The sequence below is a fragment of the Aliirhizobium sp. YIM B11859 genome (assembly GCF_057163345.1).
Genome location: NZ_JBXHAY010000004.1, coordinates 107,737 through 129,659, shown reverse-complemented (window position 1 = coordinate 129,659; position 21,923 = coordinate 107,737). Strand labels below are relative to the sequence as shown.

The following is a 21,923-nucleotide window of genomic DNA, read 5'->3' as shown; positions in this document are numbered from 1 at the left end:
CTCTTACTTCTCGACGTCGATCTCGCCCTTGGCGATCTTCGCCATCGTGGCAAACACATCGGTCTCGACCTTGGCATCGACATGCTTGAACGGCTTCTGCAGCGTCCAGCCATCGTTCGACAGGTCCATCGTGTGGATCTTGCCGTCCAGCTTGCCTTCGGTCATCAGTTGGCCCATCTCGTCATAGGCCTTGTCGAAATTGAGAACGGTGCTGGTGATCACCGCATTCGGATAGGCGGGGCTCTGGTCCATATAGGCACCGATCGTATGCGCCTCTTCCTCGTCGGCCGCCTGCTGGGTGCCGACATCGGCAAGGTCGGCGGACGGCAGAAGCACGTCGGCGCCGCGGGCGATCACGCCGGTTGCGATTTCCTTCGCCTTGGCGACATCCGAGAACGAGCCGGTATAAACCGTGTCGACCTGGATATCGGGAACCAGTGATTTCGCACCCTTGATGGTGAATTCCTGGGCGCGCTTCGCCGACGGAATTTCCTCGCCCGAGATGATCGCAATATGCTTGTTCTTGCTCGATGCCGCAGCAACGGCGCCGGTGACATAACCATACTGGTCCCAGTCCACCGACCAGGCCGTGTAGTTTTTCAGGCCACCGGTGGAGGATGCGTAGCTGTAGAGAACGAACTGGGTATCTGGAAACTCCTTGGCGACTTCCTGGATCGCCGCCGAATAGCCCGAGCTGTGGCAGATGATCATCTTGACGCCGCGCGAGGCGAGCTGACGCAGGATTGCCGGCGCCTTCTCATAGGTGGCATTCTCTATATAGGACGGCTTGAAACTGTATTTCTTGGCCATCTTGTCGAAGGCGGCATAACCCGGCACATCCCAGTTGCCCTGGGTGACGGAACCGGTGAACAGGGCCGCAATCTCCACCGGATCGGCAGCATAGGCTGCCCGCGGCGTGGCAAGCGGGCCGGTCGAAAGAATGGCCGCCCCCATGGCAAGAGCCAGGATATGGCGTCTGGTTGTCGAGAGAAGAATCATGCGCAGGGTTCCCCTTATTGGTGTTGGCGAATGATGCGGAAGATGGTCTGCTCAGAGATCCTTGAGGTCGGCCGAAACCATGACGACGACATCGATCTCGAGCATCAGGCGCGGATCGGCGAGACCCGCGACATGGATGAAGGTGCTGGCGGGAAGCTCCACACCGTCGAAGAATTTCAGCCGGCCACGATGGATGGCGGGCGCAAAGCCGGGATCGGTCACATAGGTTACCGTCTTGACGATATCGTCCGGCGTCGCCTTAAGGGCCGCCAGCAGGTGACCGATATTGGCATAGGTCCGGGCGACCTGGACATCGATATCACCCGCGCCGACCACCTCGCCATTCTCGTCCCAGGATACCTGACCGGTCGCATGGACAGGCACCCCCGGACGGATCTTGACGTGGTTGTAATAGCTCTGCTGTTTCAGGCCCTCGGGATTGATCACGGTCATCTCGTTCACCCGTGCTGATGTGCGTAGGCGGTGGTCGATACGCCGCGTTCCTTCAGGCCCGCGACCACGTCGACACCGATGGTCTTCAGGTCATCGATGAAGTCGGGCACGATGACGGTGATGCCATCGAGCCTGGCATTGATGACGATATCGGCGAGACGGTCGGCGATCGTGTCGGCCGAGCCGACAATGGCTGCCGGCGACATCGAGTTGCGCGACTGGCCCTGGGCGATGAAACGGTTGGCCATCGTGTTCTGCTTCAGGCTCGGGTCGGAGGAATATTCCCGCGTCTGATTGTCCAGCGCTTCGACATCGACACCGGAATTGTAATAGTCGACCCGCTCCTGAGCTTGCCTGTCGGTGGCATCCGGAACGATGGTGAAAAGGCCGTAGGTCTTGAAGTCGGTGCGCCCGACCTCGGCCGCCAGCTCCTTGGCGCGCAGGCCCGTCTTGACGAAATCGTCCCGGTTGCTGCCGAGCAGGAAGCTGCCGGTGCAGTTCTTGATGGTGAAACGGAAGCCGCTGTCGGATGCGCCGGCACAGATGATCGGCGGCTGTTTTTTGGGCTTCGGGTTCGACATGCAGTCGGTCAGCTTATAGAACTTGCCCTCGTGATCGACGCGGTCTTCGCTCCACAGGCGCTTGGCAACGGTGATCCATTCCTCGGCAAGCTCATAGCGGCCGCCGTGATCGAGTTCGCGCCAGAGACCCATCTGGCCCTGGTCGGCTGGGTTGGAGCCGGCCACGAGGTTGAGGCCGAAGCGCCCATTGGAAATCTGATCGAGAACTGCCACCATCTTGGCAACCACGGCCGGATGGAAGATCATCGTGTGGATCGTGCCCCAGACGCCGATACGGCTGGTCGCCTCGGCAAGACCGGACATGGTCGTCAGAGACTCAAGTGTGATATCCCAATGCTGGCTGGGGCCGCCGTAGCCGCGCCACTTGGCCATGCTGAGAGCGAAATCGAAACCGAGATCTTCCGCCAGAAGCGTGACCTGCTTGTTGTATTCATAGGTTGCAGGCAGCTGAGGGCTCGTCGTGGATGTGATCCAGCCACCGTTTCCGACCGGCAGGAATACGCCAAGTTCGACGGAAGTCTGTTCGGAAGTCATGAGGTCTGCCTTTCAATTCTGCGGGCCCGGCCCGTCTTCATGGTGGGTACGCTAACAGCAATTTTTTGAGAGACGTAATCGAATGTGATCCATGTCATGTTGCCACTTTGGCAACACGAGGTGCCTGCTACCGCAGGTGGCTGGACGACTCCGTGGCCGTCTTGAACGCCTTGACGAGGCGCTTCAGGAACTCGTTCGCCGCATAGGACAATTGCCGGTCGCGATGGATGCAGACCGCCGATGTTGCCTCGGTAAAATCGGGGGAATCGATCGGGATGGCGCGCAGCCGCCCGTCGCTCAACTCCTTGCGCGCCGCCATGACCGGCGCGATTGCCAGCGTGCGGCCGGTGATCGCCAGGTTCTTTGTCAGTTCCAGATTGTTTGTGGAGACGACGATGTCCGGCGCAAAGCGATTGCGAGCAATCGCCTGGTCGAACAGTTGCCGGAGGCCAAAGCTCGTCACCGGCAGGGCGATCTGCTGGCTGCAGATCTCGGCAAGCGACAGCTTTTCGCGATTGGCGAAATCATGATGGGGCGAGACGAGACACATGACCGGTTCGGAATATTGCGCCATGATCTCGATCCCCGGCCGGCCCTTGGGGTTGTAGACAATCCCGATATCAGCCTCGTCCCGGGTCAGGGCCTCGGCGATACGGTCGGACGATTCCGAATAGACGGAGAACTTGATCGCCGGGAACTGTTCGTTGAAATCGGCAATCGTGCGCGGCAGAAAATCCATGATCAGCCCTTCGATCACCCAGATCTTCACCTCCCCCAGCCGAAGTCCCTTCAGACTGCGTATGCTTTCCTGCACCCGTTCCATGTCGCGGAACATGTGACGGGTGAACCGTTCGAGCACGACGCCTGCCGGCGTCAATTGGATGCCGGTATTCGTCCGTTCCAGAAGCATTGTGCCCAAGGATTGCTCAAGGATGGCGATCTGCCGGCTGATCGCCGATGGCGCGACATGCAGCCTGTCGGCCGCCCGCCGGATCGAGCGTGTCTCGGCGACTTCGTTGAAATATTTGTAGGTGTTGAGATTCACGTCGCATCCCTCCGGCTTCAGGCGGCGAAATAAACGCAAGCTTCGTGCCAAGGCGATCTTCCTGGCGTTCTAAAACGGGCAACAGGCCGAGAACCACTTTGAACTACGGCAGGTGGCGGCGGAGTTGCTATGCCTCGTCACTGTCACATTACCCTTGAGCGAAACACGATCGGCCAGGGGAGTGATGCGGCGAGCGATACAGAATTCGAGGCGGCCCGACTTCGCCTCAGTTTCCCTTGAGGGACCAGGAGAGACAATGCCTTTCGCGACAATCGGCAGCGATGAATGCTATTATGAGATTACCGGGCAAGGACCGCCGCTCCTGCTCGTCACCGGGCTTGCCGGCGTCGCATCCTATTGGGATGTCAATGTCGAAGCCTTGTCGCGGCATTTTACCGTCATTCGCTACGATCATCGCGGTACCGGCCGCAGCACCCGCTCCGAACAGGCCTATAGCGTCGAACTGCTGACCGACGACCTGATCGGCCTGATGGATGCACTCGGCATCGAGAAAGCAAGCCTGCTCGGTCATTCGACCGGCGGCGCGATCGGCCAGGTCTTTGGTGCCCGTTATCCGGAGCGGCTCGACCGGATGGTACTCTATGCGTCCTGGGCAACGCTCTGCCCGCAGATGATGCTCTGCTTCGACCTGCGCCGACTGCTTCTGCAAGGCCATGGCAAGGAAGGCTATCACCGCGCCTCACCGGTATTCCTATACCCCCCACGCTTCGTTTCTGATGAATGGCCGAGGTTGGAAAAAGACATGGCTGCAGCCATTGCCGGCTCGACGACCGAGACAATCCTCGATGCCCGCATCGAAGCCGTCACCAGTTTCAACGGCCTGGCCTATCTCCCGAAAATCACTGCCCCAACCCTTATTCTCGTGGCGAAGGATGACATCCTGACACCGCCGCTCTGCTCTGAGGAACTTGCCAGGCACATACCGGGCGCAACGCTGCAGATTCTCTCTTATGGCGGGCATGCCGTTTCCGTCTGCGAACCGGAAAGCTTTAATCACGCGGTGCTGTCCTTCCTGCGTAGCGAGCATGCCCTTCCAGTCGGTGCCGCGAGGGCCTTGTGATGACGACACACAACAATCTGACTGCATTCGACGATCAGGTGCTCGCCGCACTCTTTACCGAAGCCCGCACGCATAATGGCTGGCTCGACGGCGAGATTTCCGATGAAACCCTGGTCGAACTTTACGATCTCGTCAAACTCGCCCCGACATCGGCGAATTGCTCACCAGCGCGTTTCATCTTTATCCGCAGCGGCGACGCTAAGGAAAAACTGAAGCCAGCCCTGTCATCGGGCAACCTTGCCAAAACGATGTCGGCGCCGGTCACCGTGATCGCTGCTTACGATACGACCTTCTACGACAAATTACCGGAACTTTTCCCACACGGCGACGCTCGCTCCTGGTTCACCAGCAGCCCGGAACTGGCCGAGGAGACGGCCTTTCGCAACGCAACTTTGCAGGCCGGCTACCTGATCCTCGCCGCCCGCGCCCTCGCGCTGGATGTCGGCCCGCTTTCAGGTTTTGATCGTCAGATGGTGGATGCAGCCTTTCTTGACGGCACGACCTGGAAATCGAATTTCCTGATCAATCTCGGCAAGGGCGATCCATCAAAGCTGTTTGCGCGCTTGCCTCGCCTCGATTTTGCAGATGCCTGCAAAATTGCCTGAGAAAAGGAAAAACCAGTTGATGATGCAAGCCGCACAACAGTCTCCGCCAGAAGAATCCGCCGAGCTCTTGAGGACGGATTTTCGCAATGCGATGTCGCGGCTCGGTGCCGCGGTCAACATCGTTACGACCGACGGTCCGGGCGGGCGAACCGGATTTGCCGCGACGGCCGTCTGCAGCGTCAGCGACGCGCCGCCAAGCCTCGTCGTCTGCATCAATCGGAATTCATCGGCCTATCGGCCCTTGATCGAGAATGGCGTCCTGTGCGTCAACGTCACTGGCGATACACACCAGCCCGTGTGCCAACTCTTCGGTGGCAAGACTCCTGCCGCCGAGCGATTTAATCTGGGGTCCTGGACAACCATCAAGACCGGTTCGCCGGTGTTGGAAAACGCCATAGAGGCCTTTGACTGCCGGATTTCCGAAATTCATTCAAGCGGCAGCCATGACATCATCGTCTGCGAGGTTCTTGCGCTGAAAGCGCGCAGTGAGGGACGCGGGCTCGTCTATTTCGATCGCGCCTACCACGTTATCTGAAAAAAAACGCCGCCGATCCAATCTGTAAGGCAAACGAAAAAGCCTGCCGCGGGAGGAGGTGCGGCAGGCTTTTCGAAATCAACTGAACAGCAGCCGGGAGGAGGAATGCTGCTGTTCAAACAGGTACCCCTGGGAGGAGGAGTGGGCACCTGAGATACGAAGCTTTGCGGGAGGAGGTGCAGCGCTTCGTTAAATCGATCTATATAGCCATTCTCCGCCCTGTGTCAGGCGCTCGGCCACAATGCAGCTATGCGAAAATCGCAATCATCCATCTCGATTTGCCTAAAAAGCGGCCGCAACAGGCGTGTTGACGTGAAGAAATCCGATCGCCAGCGACGATCGGAGATTTTATCCAATCCGTTGGGCACGCCTAGCATCTCCCTCCGCAAGTCGACAACGATTGATCACAAAGGCGGCCACACATCACGATTGCCGGCGAGTTCCGGGCGGCAACTGCTGTTCATCGCAATTCCCTGATGGTTATAATATTGCCTGCTGACGGTGCTCATGACAGGACGATATATTGAAAACGCGTTTGCCCTTGATCGTTACCGCGCAAATTGCGGAAACTGATTTGAGACCCTTCAACCACCTTCGCCAGATGCATTTCCCGCCGGATCGGAATTTCCTGTCGGCTCATGTGACGATGTTTCATCGACTGCCGGGTGAATACATGGATCAGGTCGTCCAGCACCTGACGACGGTAGCAAATCATCGTCGCGAGATTGTCGCGGAGGTCATCGGCGTCCGCCATCTGGGCGCAGGTGTTGCGTTCATTGTCACAAGTCCGGAACTTGCGGCCGTTCGCGAGGAGCTGAAGCTTATTTTCAGCGGTTGGCTGGGGCCCCAGGACCTTCAGACATGGCAACCGCATATCACCATCCAGAACAAGGTTTCGACAACGCGCGCAGACAGGCTCCATAACGAACTGACTGCGCAGTTCTCACCATCCCAGATCCTGATCACCGGTCTCGATCTGTGGAGATACCTAAGCGGCCCCTGGCAGAAGGAAGCATCTATCAAGTTCAACGGCTGAAGCAGCAGCCTGATCTGATGAGACACGATCGCCGTCACGCTTTGTCGGACATGACGATCTGATCGCTACACACATCTAAGCCTGCCATTGTAATGCACCACCTTGCCGATCACCGGCAACGCGATCGGCACATCGAAGCAGAAATCCTCGCCCTCTGCCCATTCCCGTGCCTCGCTTCTCGGTGCCAGCGCCAGCGGCATAGGGATGGACAGGAGCGACCATTTGCGCATCACCATCCTCAGTTCCTCCGTATCCGAGGGTATTTCGAAGAGGAACCGCAAAGGCCCGAAACGCTCCGTGAGATAGCGGCCGGATTGGCTCAACCGACTGCTGAATCTGTGGCCTCCGAAATCACGCGTCCAGCACTCGACCCCGCCATCTTCTTCGAAAGAGACATGCAGAGGATAATCCCCTTCCGGTGGAAATCGCATCATCGCGGCGACCAGCCATGCGGGAAACGATCGCCCGCGGGTAACCGTCGCAGTGCCGCTGGCTGCACCGTCGCCGAAAATCTCGTGCATCCGACGTAGTGGCGGCGGCAGAATGTCATAAGCCTCGCCCATCACCCGCCTGTAAAGCGGCACATAGATCCGCGTCTCCGTCTCCTGAAAGATCGCCAATCTCTGAAACAGCGGGTGGAATGCCGCAAGCGGCAATTCTCCCGCCGCAGATCTTGCGCCTACTGCGACCTTCCTTTCTGCAATGGCATTTGCAAGCAGATGTGCCGCCATCGTCGGGATTTCCGGCCCGCATCCATCCTCGGCGATCAACGTCCAGCGGCGGTTCAGCAATGCGCCGGCAGACAGGCCCTTGACCTCCACCATCATCGCCGAGCGATCTGTGCCGAAACGGGTACCGAGCTTCTGCAGGGGCCGCAACCAGCGGGCAAGCGGCGACAAGGACGAGATCCAGCGCCACCTGACTGGCCAGCTCAACAGCCAAAGAACCAGCAATTGGGAGGTGAATTCCGGCCCGGCGCGAAAGATCGTCGAGGGTCGGCCCCTCACCCGCGCCGGCACGATATCGTGATCAGGCACGTCCGAGAGTGCCACCAGCCGCGAAATCGGCGCCCTGCCCGCAAGGCTGTAATTGATACGCTTCAGCCTGTGCCAGCCAGTTTCCCGCACCCATCGCCGGCCGCGCCAAAGCTTCAGCGGCTTGCCGACATAGCAGAGGATGGCAGTCGCGACCGATGATCCCGCACTTGCCCGGCTGGAAGCGCTGATCGATATGGCAACTGACCGGACCTCCTCCATATCCTTGGTAAGCTCGTCAATGACGGCGCCTGACAGAGCGGGCACGCTGGAGGGTCCGGCGAGGGCCACCACGCCGTGAGTACATGCCTGCCCGTCCAGTTCCGTGATGCCGGCGACAAAATCCCGCGCATCGGCCAGATCGATATAGTGGACCCCACATGCAACGCAGGCTTCCACCACCTGGTAATGGCTGCCCTGAAACGGTCCCGCCGCATCGATCAACAGCAACGGGCGATATTCTTCAAGGATAGGCTCAAGATCGGCGTTGCGGTCGGCCACCAGCGACCGGGCGTTTGGGAGCCCCGCCGCGAACTGCTTGGCTTTGTCTTTGTTCCGTCCGGCGACAAGCACGATCCAGCCGTCCTCGGCAAGCCGCCGCGAAAGACGCGCGCCAAATCCACCGTATCCGCCGAGAACGATGACTGTCTTCAAAGGACGCGGTCTGCATAATCCGGCGACGGCACCCAGCAGGTGGCGCGCCGTCCGAACACCCGGTAACGATTGCGAGCGATCCAGCAATAGAGGGGGTCACGAAGCGACCGCGGGATCAATCGCAAGACGGAAATCATCTTCCAGGGCCAGCCAAGCCCCGAATAGATCGTCAGCACCGCGTCACTATCACGCAAACACATCTCCCCCATCACAACAATAAGCGTATCAGGTTTGGTTGGATCGATCCCGAAACGACGATAAAGCCCGGCGCCGAACTCGTTCTGCATCGATGCGAGGCGAAATCGCCTTGAGCGGTCGTGACGCAGTACGAACTGGGCATTTGCCGAGCAGAGGATGCATTCGGCATCGAAGACGATGACTGGGCCGGGGACGTCTTTGGCGCTCATGCTGATATGCTATTCCCGCAGAGAGCTGTCGGGCAACAGTTATTCGGTTGCAGGTTAACGACTTCAAGGCAATTGAGTGGTCATGCGCGTTCCCGCGTGGCGACGAAACCTGGCGAACCAACTTCTTTCGGCTTCGTCGCGCGATCCACTATCTCATGCTTCAGATTTTACGAAAGCGGACAATGTAACTGGCCGAGCCAGCAAACAACTCGGTTACGTCTTCGGGCACAGGCCTGATACTTCTCTGAGATCACCTCGATATGATGCATTCTTACACGGCTATCGCTTGGATGTGGTGACTGATCTGATTCTTCAGGTCCGACTTACGCAGCCAAATGCTCAAACAGCCTGGCGACGGCTTCGGCGCCGGGGTCTGCATGGCCTTCCAGTTGCCTCGCGTTGATATAGGTGGCGCGGCCGGCCTTGGCCTGGATGAAGGTCGCGGTGAGATCGGCCCCAGCGCGCGCTGCAACCGCCGCCGAACCGACGCCTTTTTCAAGGACATCCAGCGCCGGGGAAAGTGCATCGACCATGGTGCGGTCGCCCAGACGCGCGCCGCCGATCTCCTGCATTCGGGCAAGGCCCGCCTTCAGTGCATCGGTCGTCGGCAGTCCGCTGGACGATGCATCCCCTGCCGCCGCAAAAAAGATCGCGAGCAGAACACCGGAGGAGCCGCCCATCGTCTGGCTGAGTTCCTGCCCGATCGCTCGATAGAGCTGGGTGTGATCGGACAGCGGCAGCCGGTCAATGGCATTGATCAGCGCGCGTGCGGCACTGGCAAGTGTAGAACCCGTGTCACCGTCGCCGGATTTTGCATCGAGCGCATTCAGATCCTTTTCCGCGGCGATAAGCACCTTGCAGCATTTGACCAGGAAGTCGCGCGTGTCCTTGTGATCGGAAGGCAGTGGCATGATCGGCGTCAGGCCGTCCGGCAGGCCCTCGACAAGGATCGGCTTCACCGCAGACAGGCCCGGCCAGGCAGCCATTGGCACCGATTTGGCAAGCGCCTCAAGATCCGCCGCGCTGGCCGGATAAACGGAAATCGAGAAACCGTGCATGTCGAGCGACGTCATCATCGGCGCGGGGCCGACGACGTGGGAGATGCGCGCGCCGATCTGCGACACGAAAAGCTCATGCGCCAGCACCGACATTTCCAGGCTTGATGTGCCACCGAGGTTGTTGATGAGAGCGACATGTTGGCCTTCGCCCATGGCGGCGGCCAGCTTCTCTGTTGCTGCGGCCATGGCACTTTTCGCATCGATAAAACCGATCTGCTCCACGCCCGCCTCGCCATGGATACCCAGGCCAAGCTCCACCATGCCAGGGGGGATGCGGTCCTCCTTCGGCGATCCCGGAACCGTGCAGGTGTCGAGCGACATTCCAATGCTCTTCGTTCCGGCGATGACCCGCCTCGCAGCCTCCGTCACGCTATCGAGATCCCTGCCGCTTTCGGCAAGAGCACCGGCGATCTTGTGAACCAGCAGCGTTCCGGCAACCCCACGAGCCTGCGGCAGATGCGGGAGCGCCACGTCGTCGCCGACGATCACCATGTTGACATTGAGGCCGAAAGAGCGGGCTCGCTCGGCTGCCAGGCCGAAATTCAGGCGGTCGCCGGTATAATTCTTGACGATCAGCAGGCAACCCGCCGGCCCGGTCACGGCAAGAATGCCGGCGAGCACGGCGTCAACGCTCGGAGATGCGAACACGTCCCCGCAAACGGCGGCCGTCAGCATGCCTTCGCCGACAAACCCCGCATGCGCCGGCTCATGTCCCGATCCACCACCGGAAACGAGCGCCACCCGTGATTTGTCCCAGTCTCGGCGCAGGACCACGCGGATATGCGGATAGCCGTCAAGCCGGGTGAGTGCCCCTCCACTCATGGCCAGAAGGCCATCGATTGCCTCGGTGACGACATCCTCTCGTCTGTTGATGAACTGTGCCATGCGGGCCTCCCTCGAAATCAATCTGGCAGATATGCGAATTTACGCCTGTCATGCACTTGAACAAAAAGACGCACGGGTCAGGCATGCTTTTCTAATTCAGGCGCAGTCCATCGGCGTTGAAATAGAGCGGCTTTTGCGGGCTGATCCTGATCGTATCCCCGGTCCTCAGCCTCGTATGCGCGTCGGCCACGGTCGTAAGATCGCTATTTTTCAAGGACAGGTGCAGACGCGTCTGGTCTCCCAGATGCTCGACCCGCTTGACGATGGCCTCCTGGCCATCCCCTTGGGCGATGTGCTCCGGTCGCAGGCCGATCTTGACCGCGCCGAGCGGGGCATCGGGAAAGATGTCGGCGTCGAGAATATTGATGCGCGGCTGGCCGAGCCGGGTGGCGGCATAGAGGCTGATCGGGCGTTCATAAATCTCGCGCGGCGAGCCGACCTGCACCAACCTGCCCTCATGCAGCACCCCGATATGGGTGGCCATCGTCATCGCCTCGATCTGGTCATGCGTGACATACAGCAGCGTCGCGCCGGACTTGGCCTGAATGCTTTTCAGCTCGACGCGCAGGTCCGCCCTCAGCTTTGCATCGAGCGAACTCAGCGGTTCGTCCATCAGATAGATCTGCGGGCTGCGCACCAGAGCGCGACCGATCGAGACGCGCTGCATCTCGCCACCGGACAGGGCCGTCGCCTTGTTGTCGAGCTTGTGAGAAATCTGCAGGATTTCGGCGATCTGGCCAACCTTCCTGTCAATCGCGTCCCGCGGGGTTTTCAGAAGCGGTGACTTGAGCGGGAACTCAAGGTTCTGCCGCACGCTCAGATGCGGATAAAGCGAGTATTGTTGGAAGACCATTGCGACATTGCGCTGTGCCGGTGTCAGGTCACGTACAGAGCGCCCGCCGAAGCGGATATCGCCTTGGTCCGGTTTATCGAGGCCCGAGACCAGCCGCAGCGTCGTTGTTTTGCCCGCCCCCGTCGGCCCAAGCAGCACGACGAACGAGCCGTTCGGGACGATCAGCGAGACATCGTCGATCGCTTTGTATCCGCCAAACGCCTTGGTGACGTTTTCCAGAACGATTTCAACCATGTCGCAGAACTCCCTCATTGCCGGCCGAAACCAGGGCCTTGCCTTTGGCGCTTTCGAAGATGGTGATCATGGAAGGATCAAATTCAAGGCCGATGAGATCACCGTATCTCACGGTATTCCCCGAAGAGGTCCGCGCCTTTGCTTCGCCGCTCGGGGTGTCGAGCGTGACGATCTGGGTGGTTCCGAGATATTCCGATGCGATAACCCGGCCGCGATAACCGGACTTGTCGCTGAAGCGGATATGCTCCGGTCGGACACCGAGCGTCAGCTGTCCCATCGCCCCGTCGCGCGATTGCGGCACAGCAACATGTGTCCCGGCAAGTTCGATGCTTTGCCCACCGGGATTGATCGCCCCTTCGAAGTCGAAGAAGTTCATCGCCGGCGAACCGATGAATTTGGCAACGAACTTGGTCGCCGGCCAGTCATAGATCTCCTGCGGCTTGCCGAACTGTTCGACCACGCCATGGTTCATCACGACGATCTTGTCGCCCATCTGCATGGCTTCCAGTTGGTCGTGGGTGACATAAACCGTTGTTGCACCGATCCTGTCGTGCAGCGCCCGCAACTCCTCCGCCATGTGTTCGCGGAATTCTGCATCCAGGGCTCCGAGCGGCTCATCCATGAGGAATGCCTTGGGGCGCCGCACGATGGCGCGGCCGAGCGCCACGCGCTGGCGGTCGCCTCCGGACAGGCCGCCGACCGGGCGATCGAGAATGCTCTCGATCTTCAGGATACGTGCTACGTCTTCCACCTGCCTTTTCACCTCTGCCCGCGGCATGCCCTGGCTGACGAGCGGATAGGAAATGTTCTTGCGTACATTCATGTGCGGATAGAGCGCGAACATCTGGAAAACGAAGGCGATGTCGCGCTGGCTTGCCGGTTTCTGGGCCACTTCCTCGCCGTCGATGAAAATCTCACCGGCCGTCGGCAATTCGAGCCCGGCCATCATCCGCAGCGTCGTCGTCTTGCCGCAGCCCGACGGACCAAGCAGCATGAAGAATTCTCCATCCTCGACGGTGAAGGAGGAGGACTGCACCGCCGTGAACGCCCCGAACTCCTTGCGCAGATTCTGTATCCTGATCTGAGCCATGAATTACTCCGGAAAATGGCTGACGATGATGAACATGACCGTGCCCGTCAGGGTGACGACGAAGGAATAGGAAAACAGCGACAGAAAGAACGGCTGCATCAGCATCACCACCCCGGCGGCGATCAGGATGGATGCAACCATTTCCCAGGAACCGCGGCGAAGGCGGCGCAGGCCGGTGATAAAAGCGGTCATTTGCGCACGGCTCCGAAAGTGATCCCCCGCAGCAGATGCTTGCGCAGGACGATGGTGAAAACCATGACGGGAACAAGGAAGATCGTCGCCCCGGCAGCGACCGCCGGCCAGTCCTGCCCACCGACACCGATGATGGTCGGGATGAATGGTGGCGCTGTTTGCGCATTGCCCGAGGTCAGCAGGACCGCAAAGGCATATTCGTTCCAGGCAAAGATCAGGCAGAAGATCGCCGTCGATGCGATGCCGGTCATCGCCTGCGGCAACACGACTTTACAAAAAGCCTGGAAGCGGGTGTAGCCATCGATCAGCGCCGCCTCCTCGTATTCGATGGGGATCTCGTCGATGAAGCCTTTCAACAGCCAAACGGCGAGCGACAGATTGACCGCCGTATAAAGCAGGATCATGCCCGCATGGGTGTCGTTGAGGCCAAGGTTGCGGAACATCAGGAAGATCGGAATGGCCACCGCGATCGGCGGCATCATCCGCGTCGACAGGATGAAGAACAGAAGATCGTCCTTGAGCGGCACCTTGAAGCGAGAAAAAGCGTAAGCCGCAGCCGTACCAAGCACGATGCAGAGCACCGTGGAACCGAAACCGATGATCATCGAGTTGGTGAAACGCTCGCTGAACCGCGACGGCCCTGCGATGATGAAACCGTCTCGCCTTACGATCTTGTCGTACCAGGTCACCGGTTCGCCGAGCGCCTGAAGTTCTTCCGGTGTCGCCCGAGTGCGGGTGGTGAAGAGATTGACATAACCCTCAAGGGTGGGCTCGAAAAGTGTCTTCGGCGGATAGGCAATTGCGTCGGACGGCGACTTGAAGCTGGTGCCTATGATCCACAGCAGTGGCAGGATCGTGATGACGGCATAAACAACCACGAGCGTGCCCGCGATCCATTTCTGGCGACCCGAAGGTTCGGTGACGGAATAGCTCATCGTTGTTTCACCTTGTTCAGGGCTTTGACATAGATCGACGCGAGGCCGAAGACCGTGACGAAGAGGATGACCGCATAGGCCGAGGCATAACCGGTACGCCACTTCTCGAAGGCTTCGCGCTTGAGGTTGATCGACGTCAGTTCGGTGATCGACCCGGGTCCGCCGCCGGTCAATTGCACGACGAGATCGAACATCTTGAAGTTCTCAATGCCTCGGAACAGGATCGCAAGCATCAGGAACGGCAGGACCATCGGAATGGTGATCGTCCAGAACTGCCGCCACTTGCTGGCACGATCGCATTCCGCCGCCTCGTAGATGCTGTTGGGAATCGAACGCAGGCCGGCAAGGCAGATCAGCATGACGAAAGGCGTCCACATCCAAGTATCGACGATGACGATCGACCAGGGCGCCAGTGATACATCGCCGATCATCGAGAATGCAGATGGATCGGTTCCAGTGAGATAACCGACCGCATAATTGAAGAGGCCGATCTGCGGCTGGTAGAGAAATGTCCAGAAATTGCCGACAACGGCAGGGCTCAGCATCATCGGCAGGACGATGATCGTCGTCCATAAATCGTTACCGCGAAATTTTTTGTTGATCAGGTAGGCGAGCGAAAAGCCGATCAGAACCTGCAGTACGATTGTCCATATAAGGAAATGCGCCGTGGCCTGCATCGTCTGCCAGATATCGTCGCTGGTCAGGATGGCGACGTAATTCTTCAGCCCGACGAACTCGATATCCGCATTCGGCCTGTTGACGCGGAAATTGGTAAAGCTCAGCCGGATCGTCCAGATCAGCGGAAAGATGTTGACCGCGAGCAACAGGAAGATCGACGGCGCCACGAATATCCATGCAACAGCCCTGTCCGACAGGCCCCTGACGCGGTTTGCGACTGCAGGCGGCGTCGCCTGGGCAATCTGGTCGATCGAAGACTGGAGCATGATGTTCCCCTGATACATATGCAGAATTCCATGCGGGAGGGCCGGCAAACGGCCGATCCCGCACGGAAATATCGAGCGCCGCAAGGCGCAGCGTCAGTCTCAGTATTTGCCTTCGTCGTCGAAGATCTCGGTCCAGTCCTTGACCAGCCCGTCGAGAGCCTCCTTGGCCGTACCCTGGCCTGCCACGACATAGTTGTGGAAGCGCTTCTGTGAAGCCTGCAACAGCGAGGCGTAGGAGGGCTCCGCCCAGAAATCCTTCACGATCGCCATGGAATCAAGGAATGTCTGAGCATACGGCTGGCTCTTCGCAAATCCCGGGTCCTCTACGACGGCGCGCAGCGCCGAGTACCCGCCGAGCTGCCACCACTTGGCCTGTATCTGTGGGTTGGCGAACCACTTGATATATTCCAGCGCAGCACCCTGCTTGGAGGAATTGGCAACGACCGAAATACCCTGACCGCCAAGCTGGGCAAACTGCTTGCCGCCAGGGCCAGCCGGATTGGGGAAATAGCCGGATTTCTCACCACCGACATTGGGGTCGGCATTGATGCCGGGCCAGGTGAAGGCGAAGTTCATATGCATTGCCACCTGGCCGGATTTGTACGCGTCGATATCCTCCGACATATAGGCGTCAGAGGATCCGGGAGGAGCACAGCAGTTGTAGAGCGCCTTGTAGAATTCCAGTCCCTTCACGGAGTCGTTGGAATTGACGAAGCCTTCCAGCTCATAGGGCTTTTTGGGGTTCTGGTATTCGAAGCCGAAGCTGTAGAGCACATCCATCGCGCCCATCGTGATGCCTTCCGACCCACGTTCGGTATAGATCGCCGCGCCATAGACGGTCTTGCCATCGATCTTCCGGTTCTGGAAAAATTCGCCGATATCCTTGAGTTCGGCAAAGGTCTTCGGCACCGTCAAGTCACGGCCGTATTTCTTCTTGAACTCGGCTTGCAGCTCGGGCTTCGAGAACCAGTCTTTGCGGTAGCTCCATCCGACGACATCGCCGAATGCCGGCAACGCCCAGTAGTTCGGCGTATTTTTCGGCCATTCGGCATAACCGGTCACGGTGGCGGGAATGAAATCGCTCATCTTGATCCCTTCCTTGTCGAAGAAATCATTGAGCTTGAGGTATTGTCCGTTCTCCGCCGCGCCGCCGATCCACTGGCTGTCGCCGATCATCAGGTCGCAGAGCTTACCGCCCGAATTCAGCTCATTCAGCATGCGGTCGGCAAAATTCGGCCAGGGGACAAACTCGAAATGCATCTTGTGCCCGGACTTGGCCTCGAAGTCTTTGCTGAGCGAGACGAGTGCGTTCGCCGGGTCCCATGCTGCCCAGCACAGTGTCAGATCCTCTGCCTGCGCTGCTCCCGCGCCGGCAAACGACATAAGCCCGGTTGCGACGCCGGCCGCGAGCGCGGATTTCAAATATGAAATGGTCATGACGATCTCCTCCCTTGGAGCCGCCCTGTTGCTGGCACGACTCCTCACGCCCCATAGAGCGCTGTTCACGTTCTGGCGTGCTCAGCTGGACGCCCCTCCCTCCAACGAAAGGCTCCCTGATGTCGCAGCGCGACACCCTCAATCGTTGTTAATATATCATTAGTTGAGGTGCGCACCTCAGCGCAAGTTAATTTTGAGGTGCGCACCTCAATTTCTTGCTTTTTTATTCAGACTGTTGGAAAGCTTGCATGCGACGGCAGGCAAAAAGGAAATGAATTCAGATGATGAGACCGACGGCAAAGGATCTGGCTGAGGCGGCAGGCGTTAGCCTTGCGACCGTCGACCGCGTCCTGAATGGCCGGCCGAACGTCAGCTCGAAGGCTGCAAGACAGGTTCAGGAAGCGATTGATCGGATCGGTTTCGTGCGCAACCCTGCCGCCGTGGTGCTGGCTCGCAGCAAGGTCTACCATTTCCGTTTCGTCCTACCGACCAAGGGGGACCAATATCTGGACGAGCTGCTGGTTCGCGTGGAGGAAGCCCGCCTGATCGCCCGCACGGACCTCATGGAGGTGGCGGTGGACCAGGTCGCGGTCGACGATCCTTACAAGCTTGCCCGTCATCTGGCCTCTCTCGACCCTGACCTCGTAGATGGCGTTGCGGTCATGGCGCCGGAATCTCCGCAGGTCCGCGACGCGCTTGGACGTCTGATGGAGCGTGGCGTCCAAGTCGTGCAGTTTTTGTCGGGCCAGGAGAGATTGGAGGCGGCGGATTTCGTCGGCATCGACAATTTTGCTGCCGGCGCGACGGCCGGCAAGATCATCGGTCGCTTTCTACCCCGGGAACCGGCGAAGATCATGGTCGTTGCGGAAACCATGTTTGCCCGCGACAGCATCGAACGCCGACGTGGCTTCGACAGCATCCTCAACGCCGGTTTCCCGCACCTGACCGCCTTGTCCTCGCTCGAAACATACGGCGATGAAAAGCGTACCAACACCGTCATTCGCCAAGTGATGCAACATCATCCCGATCTAAGCGCGGCCTATGTCATGAGCTCGGAATGTCGCATGCCGGTCGCAGCCATGGCCGGTTCCGTGGACTTACGCGACATGACCATCGTCGTTCACGAGCGCACCTCATTTACGGAAGCCGCTTTGCGCAGCGATACCATCGATGCCATCATCGCCCAGGATCCGGGGCATGCCGTGCGCAGCGCGATCCGGATCATGCGCGCCCGATCCGACCAGCGCGAACCTGTCACCTCGCAGGAAAAGATTCGCATCGAGGTTCTGCTGAAGGAAAACCTCTGAGGTCCATTGCGTTGCGGGTTGTTTGCACCCGGGACCCTCCCACTCTCCGGTTTTCGGCGGCGCGAAAAGCGCGATGATGTCAACCGAACGGTCGATTGCCGCGCAAGCTTCGCTCTCGATAACTTGACGATTGTCAGGCGCTGAATGCGCGCGAAATATAGCAGCGATGATGGGTAACAGACCCAAGGGAGAACAGGATGGATAACGCTCCGGAAATGAAACACCACTTTGAAACTCCTGCAGCGGCGTCCCATCCACTGGATCCGTTCTCCATGTCCGAGCTGGTTCTTGCGGCAAAAATCATCAGCGATCACTTCGGCTGGGGTGACGATATTCGCGTTGAAACCATTGATCTTGACGAGCCTTCAAAAGACGTCGTCCGCAACTTCAAGCCCGGAGACGTGATCCATCGTATGGGCCGCTTTAACGTCTATCAGCGCGGCGTCATGGGGGTCTGGTCCGGCAAGGTCGACTTGGACGACGCCAAGGTCACCCAGCAGATTTTCAATCCCGAAGCCCGCGCCATGGTCGCGATCGAGGAAGTTCTGGAAATCGAGGCAGCGGTAAAGGCCGACCCTCGTTTTCAGGCGGCGCTGGAACGCCGTGGTCTGCTCGGCGAACTCGACTTCATGTGCGTTGATCCCTGGACCGTCGGCAATTTCGGCCATGAACTGCATCAGGGCCGCCGCGTCCTGTCCTGCTTCATCTGGATGCGCACATTCCCGAATGACAATTATTACGCTCACCCGGTTGAAGGCATCCATCCACTTGTCGATCTCGCGACGCTCGAGATCCTTGAAGTAAAAGATTATTTCGCCGACACCGAGGACTTCATCCCGGTTCCCCTGACACCTCTCAACTACGACGCCGATATCCTGACCGAGTTTCGAGCACCGTCGGCACCGCTGGATGTGGTCCAGTCCGCCGGCGCCGGCTTTGCGGTGGAGGGCAACAAGGTCACCTGGGAAAACTGGGATTTCCGTGTCGGCTTTAACGGGCGCGAGGGCCTCGTTCTTTATACTGTCGGCTATACCCATAAAGGCGCGCGACGGCCCATCGTATACCGCGCTTCAATCGCCGAACTCGTCGTCCCTTATGGAACGACTGAACGCAATCATTATCACAAGAATGTCTTCGACCACGGTGAGCTTGGTTTCGGGCGTATGGCAAACTCGCTTTCGCTCGGCTGCGATTGCCTCGGGGTGATCCACTATTTCGACGGCGTGGTGCCGGGCCTTTTCGGCGACGCCCGCACGATCAAAAACGCGATATGCCTTCATGAGGAGGATGCTGGTCTATCCTGGAAACACTTCGATGTCCGTAACGACCGTACCGAAGTGCGGCGCGCCCGCCGGCTGGTGATTTCCTCGATCTCGACGATCGGCAACTATGAATATGCTTCCTACTGGTATCTCCATCAGGACGGACGCATCGAATTTGAAATGAAGGCGACCGGTGTGATCAACACGGCAGCCTGCATGCCTGGCGAACCCGGCCGTTTCGGCACGGAAGTCGCGCCAGGTGTCGTTGGCCACATACATCAGCACGTATTCTGCGCCCGCCTCGACATGGAAGTGGACGGACCGAACAACACGGTGATGGAATGCGACACGCTTGCCCTGCCTCCTGGGCCGGACAATCCTTATCTGAATGGCTTCGCCGTCGAGGCTACTCCGCTTGTCAGCGAACTCGGTGCAAAGCGCAATGTCGATTTCGACAAGATGCGCTATTGGAAGATCGTCAACCCGAATGTGAAGAACTGGGTCGGAACTCCGACGGCCTACAAGCTTGAGGCCTCCTCGCCCGTCAAGCCGTTTACCCATCCCGAAAGCCCTTCCGGCAAGCGCGGCCGCTTCATCGAGCATCAGGTCTGGGTGACGGCCTACGATGCCGATGAGCGCTATCCGGCCGGCGAATTTGTCAACCAGTCGACCGGTGACGATGGCCTGGCGACCTGGGTCGAACAAGACCGGCCAGTCGAAAACACCGACATCGTGTTATGGCACGCGTTCGGGCTGCATCATTTGCCCCGTCCCGAGGATCACCCGGTTCAACCCTGCATCTCGTGTGGCTTCAAGCTGATGCCGGCCGGTTTCTTTGATCAAAATCCGGTCATTGATCTGCCGAGAACCAAAAATGAAGCAAGTTGCCACGCCTCCAAGTCCAGTTGCTGCGCATCTCACGCCGCAGAATGACGTTTGCAAATTCTGCATAGACAAAAATCTGAGCGGGCGGCTTTTATAGCCGCCCTATTTTCTTTTTCCTTTCAGCGACTTGTGGACACAAGGAACGATATTTGCGCGGATAAAATCCGGGCGGCCTCATAAGCCAACTATCCTTGCCGTTTGGCACGCGGCTTGCTTATTCATCTTGTGGTCCACTCGCTTCTGCTATGGCTGAGGCGATCGCTCTCTTAGTTCCAACGCGAGGCTATTATGGCTAGATGCACGAACCGAAAGAACGAGTTTATCGACAACACGTTCGAGATGTTGCGACGAACCCTGGGAGCGAGCAGCCTCGCATTTTATTCCGTCGACGACGAAAGCAACCTTTACGACTTTCGTTGCGCGGGTCTGCCGCGCGAATTCTTCCGCCTCTACCTCAACGATATGAACAGGATTGATCCGTTGCACGTACGGCGAGTGGCCGCCCGGTCCGATCCGGTTGTGCGCATGCATGAGGCACCGGATTATATGGACCAGGACGAAATCGATGAGTACAAGCGCTTCCTTCGGCACTATGATTTCGTTGAGAATATTGACATATTGTTTCGCAGCGAAGGCCAGATCAAGGCTGGTTTGAGCGTGATCTGGAAGCAGAAGGACAACCGTCCGATCGACGCGGCGTTCCAGCTCGCTTGCGATCTGCAGCCGTTCATCGAATACGCGCTATGGACCCATGTGGAAACGCCGAAGGCGGATCCGATGGTCAAAGCCACAAAAACCTATCATCTCACTCCGCGCGAAACCGAAGTTGCAAAACTTCTGTGCTTCGGCCGGACCAATGCCGATATTGCGACATGCCTCGGCATTGGTGTTTCTACCGTCAAGACGCACCTGATCCGGATATTCGAGAAAACCGGAGTGGAAACGAGATCCGGCGTGGTGGCGCGGTTTTCAGCATTTTCCTGAATTATTGCCAGATTTCCCTGGCAATATCCGACGCACCGGCTGCAGGCCATGTGGTGGCAAAGACCATCAGGAATGTCTCACGCGAGAGCGTCCGATCGGCGTCGGCGGCTCGACTGCCATGCAGCGAGACCATAACCAAGCCCAAGAATGACCCCGGCCCCCAGCATCATGATCGTTCCAACAGCCGGAACCTGTGGCGTGTAGCCGGACTGGACCTTTGCACTGATCCATTCCGGTATGGTCTGGTCAGCGCCGGTGGAAAACATCGACAGCGGAAAATTGGCCCACGAGAGCAGGAAGGCCGAGAAAAAGCCTGACACGATCCCGGGTGCAAGCAGGGGCAAGGTGATTTCTCGCATGACCTGCAGGCGCGATGCTCCCAGATCATAGGCAGCTTCCTCGACCGCCGGATCGAACCCATAAACAGGGATGGCGATAATCAGCGTCGTAACCGGGGCAATCCAAACGATATGTGCAAAAACCGCCGACTTCCACGTGGGCTCGACCCCGATGGCAGTAAACCACAAAAGAAGAGCCAGCCCGAGTACGGCCTGCGGGAACAGGATCGGCAAAAGCAGCAACTTCTGATAGAGCTTGCGTCCCGTCCAGCGATATCTGGCAAAGGCCAGAGCGCCAAAAAAGGCGAAAACGGTCGACAGGATGCCCACCAGAACGGAGATCGCGAGGGAGGTCCAGAAGAAATCACGAATGGACAGCGATGCCAACACCTCGCCATACCAGTGTGTTGACCAGGCCGGCACCGGAAACTTGAAGTATTTCGACTTTGAAAATGATGCGAGCGCAATCGTGACCATCGGCAGGTACATGAAGAGCAGCAACAGGGCTACAAGCATGCCGTAGAGATAACGTGCGGTGCGGCTGTAGTCGTTCAT

General features: G+C 58.7%; 21 protein-coding genes. 7 read left to right on the top strand and 14 right to left on the bottom strand.

Features of this window, described 5'->3' with window-relative positions; translation table 11 throughout:
• Positions 1–3: 3 nt before the first annotated feature.
• From AC2GXZ_RS17055 to AC2GXZ_RS17040, 4 genes are all read right to left on the bottom strand, one after another.
• Positions 4–999 carry a BMP family protein gene (locus AC2GXZ_RS17055; RefSeq protein WP_483760380.1) on the bottom strand — a complete coding sequence of 332 codons (996 nt, stop codon included), beginning with the start codon at positions 997–999 and terminating at the stop codon, positions 4–6.
• Between the two features lie 51 nt (positions 1,000–1,050).
• On the bottom strand, positions 1,051–1,452 hold the full coding sequence (locus AC2GXZ_RS17050; protein ID WP_483760379.1) for a RidA family protein: 402 nt from the start codon (positions 1,450–1,452) through the stop codon (positions 1,051–1,053).
• A gap of 5 nt (positions 1,453–1,457) precedes the next feature.
• Complete coding sequence (locus AC2GXZ_RS17045) at positions 1,458–2,567, bottom strand: LLM class flavin-dependent oxidoreductase (protein ID WP_483760378.1); 1,110 nt, start codon at positions 2,565–2,567, stop codon at positions 1,458–1,460.
• 127 nt (positions 2,568–2,694) lie between these two features.
• Positions 2,695–3,612 (bottom strand): LysR family transcriptional regulator, encoded by a 918-nt coding sequence (locus AC2GXZ_RS17040; protein WP_483760377.1) that lies wholly within the window; start codon positions 3,610–3,612, stop codon positions 2,695–2,697.
• 256 nt (positions 3,613–3,868) lie between these two features.
• Here AC2GXZ_RS17040 and AC2GXZ_RS17035 point away from each other — a divergent pair, with 256 nt between their 5' ends.
• The 4 genes from AC2GXZ_RS17035 (at position 3,869) to AC2GXZ_RS17020 (ending at position 6,869) form a co-directional block, all read left to right on the top strand.
• On the top strand, positions 3,869–4,693 hold the full coding sequence (locus AC2GXZ_RS17035; RefSeq protein ID WP_483760376.1) for an alpha/beta fold hydrolase: 825 nt from the start codon (positions 3,869–3,871) through the stop codon (positions 4,691–4,693).
• Positions 4,693–5,298, top strand: a complete 606-nt coding sequence (locus AC2GXZ_RS17030; RefSeq protein WP_483760375.1) for a malonic semialdehyde reductase — start codon at positions 4,693–4,695, stop codon at positions 5,296–5,298. Before AC2GXZ_RS17035 ends, AC2GXZ_RS17030 begins: the two co-directional genes overlap by 1 nt.
• 19 nt (positions 5,299–5,317) lie before the next feature.
• Entirely contained in the window at positions 5,318–5,833 is a 516-nt protein-coding gene (locus tag AC2GXZ_RS17025; RefSeq protein WP_483760374.1) for a flavin reductase, read from the top strand.
• Positions 5,834–6,407: 574 nt separating this feature from the next.
• Positions 6,408–6,869, top strand: coding sequence for a 2'-5' RNA ligase family protein (locus AC2GXZ_RS17020; protein WP_483760373.1), 462 nt, complete (start codon positions 6,408–6,410; stop codon positions 6,867–6,869).
• 65 nt (positions 6,870–6,934) lie between these two features.
• On the opposite strand, the gene AC2GXZ_RS17015 is transcribed toward AC2GXZ_RS17020, so the two are convergent.
• The 9 genes from AC2GXZ_RS17015 to AC2GXZ_RS16975 all read right to left on the bottom strand — a co-directional run bounded on the left by AC2GXZ_RS17015 (position 6,935) and on the right by AC2GXZ_RS16975 (position 16,577).
• Entirely contained in the window at positions 6,935–8,557 is a 1,623-nt protein-coding gene (locus AC2GXZ_RS17015; protein WP_483760372.1) for a saccharopine dehydrogenase family protein, read from the bottom strand.
• The gene (locus tag AC2GXZ_RS17010) at positions 8,554–8,964 is read right to left on the bottom strand and encodes a thiol-disulfide oxidoreductase DCC family protein (protein ID WP_483760371.1); all 411 of its coding nucleotides are present in this window, start codon (positions 8,962–8,964) and stop codon (positions 8,554–8,556) included. Before AC2GXZ_RS17010 ends, AC2GXZ_RS17015 begins: the two co-directional genes overlap by 4 nt.
• Positions 8,965–9,287: 323 nt before the next feature.
• Positions 9,288–10,907: a dihydroxyacetone kinase subunit DhaK gene (locus tag AC2GXZ_RS17005; RefSeq protein WP_483760370.1), complete on the bottom strand. Its 1,620-nt coding sequence runs from the start codon at positions 10,905–10,907 to the stop codon at positions 9,288–9,290.
• A gap of 91 nt (positions 10,908–10,998) precedes the next feature.
• A complete protein-coding gene (locus AC2GXZ_RS17000) occupies positions 10,999–11,994 on the bottom strand; it encodes an ABC transporter ATP-binding protein (RefSeq protein ID WP_483760369.1) in 996 nt (331 codons plus the stop codon).
• The gene (locus tag AC2GXZ_RS16995) at positions 11,987–13,084 is read right to left on the bottom strand and encodes an ABC transporter ATP-binding protein (RefSeq protein WP_483760368.1); all 1,098 of its coding nucleotides are present in this window, start codon (positions 13,082–13,084) and stop codon (positions 11,987–11,989) included. The genes AC2GXZ_RS17000 and AC2GXZ_RS16995 overlap by 8 nt, the downstream gene beginning before the upstream one ends.
• 3 nt (positions 13,085–13,087) lie before the next feature.
• Positions 13,088–13,276 (bottom strand): hypothetical protein, encoded by a 189-nt coding sequence (locus AC2GXZ_RS16990; protein ID WP_483760367.1) that lies wholly within the window; start codon positions 13,274–13,276, stop codon positions 13,088–13,090.
• On the bottom strand, positions 13,273–14,211 hold the full coding sequence (locus AC2GXZ_RS16985; protein WP_483760366.1) for a carbohydrate ABC transporter permease: 939 nt from the start codon (positions 14,209–14,211) through the stop codon (positions 13,273–13,275). The genes AC2GXZ_RS16990 and AC2GXZ_RS16985 overlap by 4 nt, the downstream gene beginning before the upstream one ends.
• On the bottom strand, positions 14,208–15,155 hold the full coding sequence (locus AC2GXZ_RS16980; RefSeq protein WP_483760365.1) for a carbohydrate ABC transporter permease: 948 nt from the start codon (positions 15,153–15,155) through the stop codon (positions 14,208–14,210). Before AC2GXZ_RS16980 ends, AC2GXZ_RS16985 begins: the two co-directional genes overlap by 4 nt.
• A gap of 99 nt (positions 15,156–15,254) precedes the next feature.
• Positions 15,255–16,577, bottom strand: a complete 1,323-nt coding sequence (locus tag AC2GXZ_RS16975; RefSeq protein WP_483760851.1) for an ABC transporter substrate-binding protein — start codon at positions 16,575–16,577, stop codon at positions 15,255–15,257.
• A gap of 299 nt (positions 16,578–16,876) precedes the next feature.
• Between AC2GXZ_RS16975 and AC2GXZ_RS16970 the strand changes: the two genes are divergently transcribed.
• The 3 genes from AC2GXZ_RS16970 (at position 16,877) to AC2GXZ_RS16960 (ending at position 21,030) form a co-directional block, all read left to right on the top strand.
• Positions 16,877–17,899, top strand: a complete 1,023-nt coding sequence (locus AC2GXZ_RS16970; RefSeq protein ID WP_483760850.1) for a LacI family DNA-binding transcriptional regulator — start codon at positions 16,877–16,879, stop codon at positions 17,897–17,899.
• 197 nt (positions 17,900–18,096) lie between these two features.
• Positions 18,097–20,094, top strand: a complete 1,998-nt coding sequence (locus AC2GXZ_RS16965) for a primary-amine oxidase (protein WP_483760364.1) — start codon at positions 18,097–18,099, stop codon at positions 20,092–20,094.
• 240 nt (positions 20,095–20,334) lie between these two features.
• Positions 20,335–21,030 carry a helix-turn-helix transcriptional regulator gene (locus AC2GXZ_RS16960; RefSeq protein ID WP_483760363.1) on the top strand — a complete coding sequence of 232 codons (696 nt, stop codon included), beginning with the start codon at positions 20,335–20,337 and terminating at the stop codon, positions 21,028–21,030.
• A gap of 77 nt (positions 21,031–21,107) precedes the next feature.
• Here AC2GXZ_RS16960 and AC2GXZ_RS16955 read toward each other — a convergent pair whose 3' ends face one another.
• Positions 21,108–21,923 carry an ABC transporter permease gene (locus AC2GXZ_RS16955; protein WP_483760362.1) on the bottom strand — a complete coding sequence of 272 codons (816 nt, stop codon included), beginning with the start codon at positions 21,921–21,923 and terminating at the stop codon, positions 21,108–21,110.

Coding starts and splice junctions, on each gene's coding strand:
- AC2GXZ_RS16985 (WP_483760366.1), bottom strand. CDS start 14,211: ATGAGCTATTCCGTCACCGAACCTTCGGGTCGCCAGAAATGGATCGCG.
- AC2GXZ_RS17030 (WP_483760375.1), top strand. CDS start 4,693: ATGACGACACACAACAATCTGACTGCATTCGACGATCAGGTGCTCGCC.
- AC2GXZ_RS17010 (WP_483760371.1), bottom strand. CDS start 8,964: ATGAGCGCCAAAGACGTCCCCGGCCCAGTCATCGTCTTCGATGCCGAA.
- AC2GXZ_RS17035 (WP_483760376.1), top strand. CDS start 3,869: ATGCCTTTCGCGACAATCGGCAGCGATGAATGCTATTATGAGATTACC.
- AC2GXZ_RS17005 (WP_483760370.1), bottom strand. CDS start 10,907: ATGGCACAGTTCATCAACAGACGAGAGGATGTCGTCACCGAGGCAATC.
- AC2GXZ_RS16970 (WP_483760850.1), top strand. CDS start 16,877: ATGAGACCGACGGCAAAGGATCTGGCTGAGGCGGCAGGCGTTAGCCTT.
- AC2GXZ_RS16980 (WP_483760365.1), bottom strand. CDS start 15,155: ATGCTCCAGTCTTCGATCGACCAGATTGCCCAGGCGACGCCGCCTGCA.
- AC2GXZ_RS17045 (WP_483760378.1), bottom strand. CDS start 2,567: ATGACTTCCGAACAGACTTCCGTCGAACTTGGCGTATTCCTGCCGGTC.
- AC2GXZ_RS16995 (WP_483760368.1), bottom strand. CDS start 13,084: ATGGCTCAGATCAGGATACAGAATCTGCGCAAGGAGTTCGGGGCGTTC.
- AC2GXZ_RS16960 (WP_483760363.1), top strand. CDS start 20,335: ATGGCTAGATGCACGAACCGAAAGAACGAGTTTATCGACAACACGTTC.
- AC2GXZ_RS17055 (WP_483760380.1), bottom strand. CDS start 999: ATGATTCTTCTCTCGACAACCAGACGCCATATCCTGGCTCTTGCCATG.
- AC2GXZ_RS16990 (WP_483760367.1), bottom strand. CDS start 13,276: ATGACCGCTTTTATCACCGGCCTGCGCCGCCTTCGCCGCGGTTCCTGG.
- AC2GXZ_RS16955 (WP_483760362.1), bottom strand. CDS start 21,923: ATGAACGACTACAGCCGCACCGCACGTTATCTCTACGGCATGCTTGTA.
- AC2GXZ_RS17000 (WP_483760369.1), bottom strand. CDS start 11,994: ATGGTTGAAATCGTTCTGGAAAACGTCACCAAGGCGTTTGGCGGATAC.
- AC2GXZ_RS16965 (WP_483760364.1), top strand. CDS start 18,097: ATGGATAACGCTCCGGAAATGAAACACCACTTTGAAACTCCTGCAGCG.
- AC2GXZ_RS17050 (WP_483760379.1), bottom strand. CDS start 1,452: ATGACCGTGATCAATCCCGAGGGCCTGAAACAGCAGAGCTATTACAAC.
- AC2GXZ_RS17025 (WP_483760374.1), top strand. CDS start 5,318: ATGATGCAAGCCGCACAACAGTCTCCGCCAGAAGAATCCGCCGAGCTC.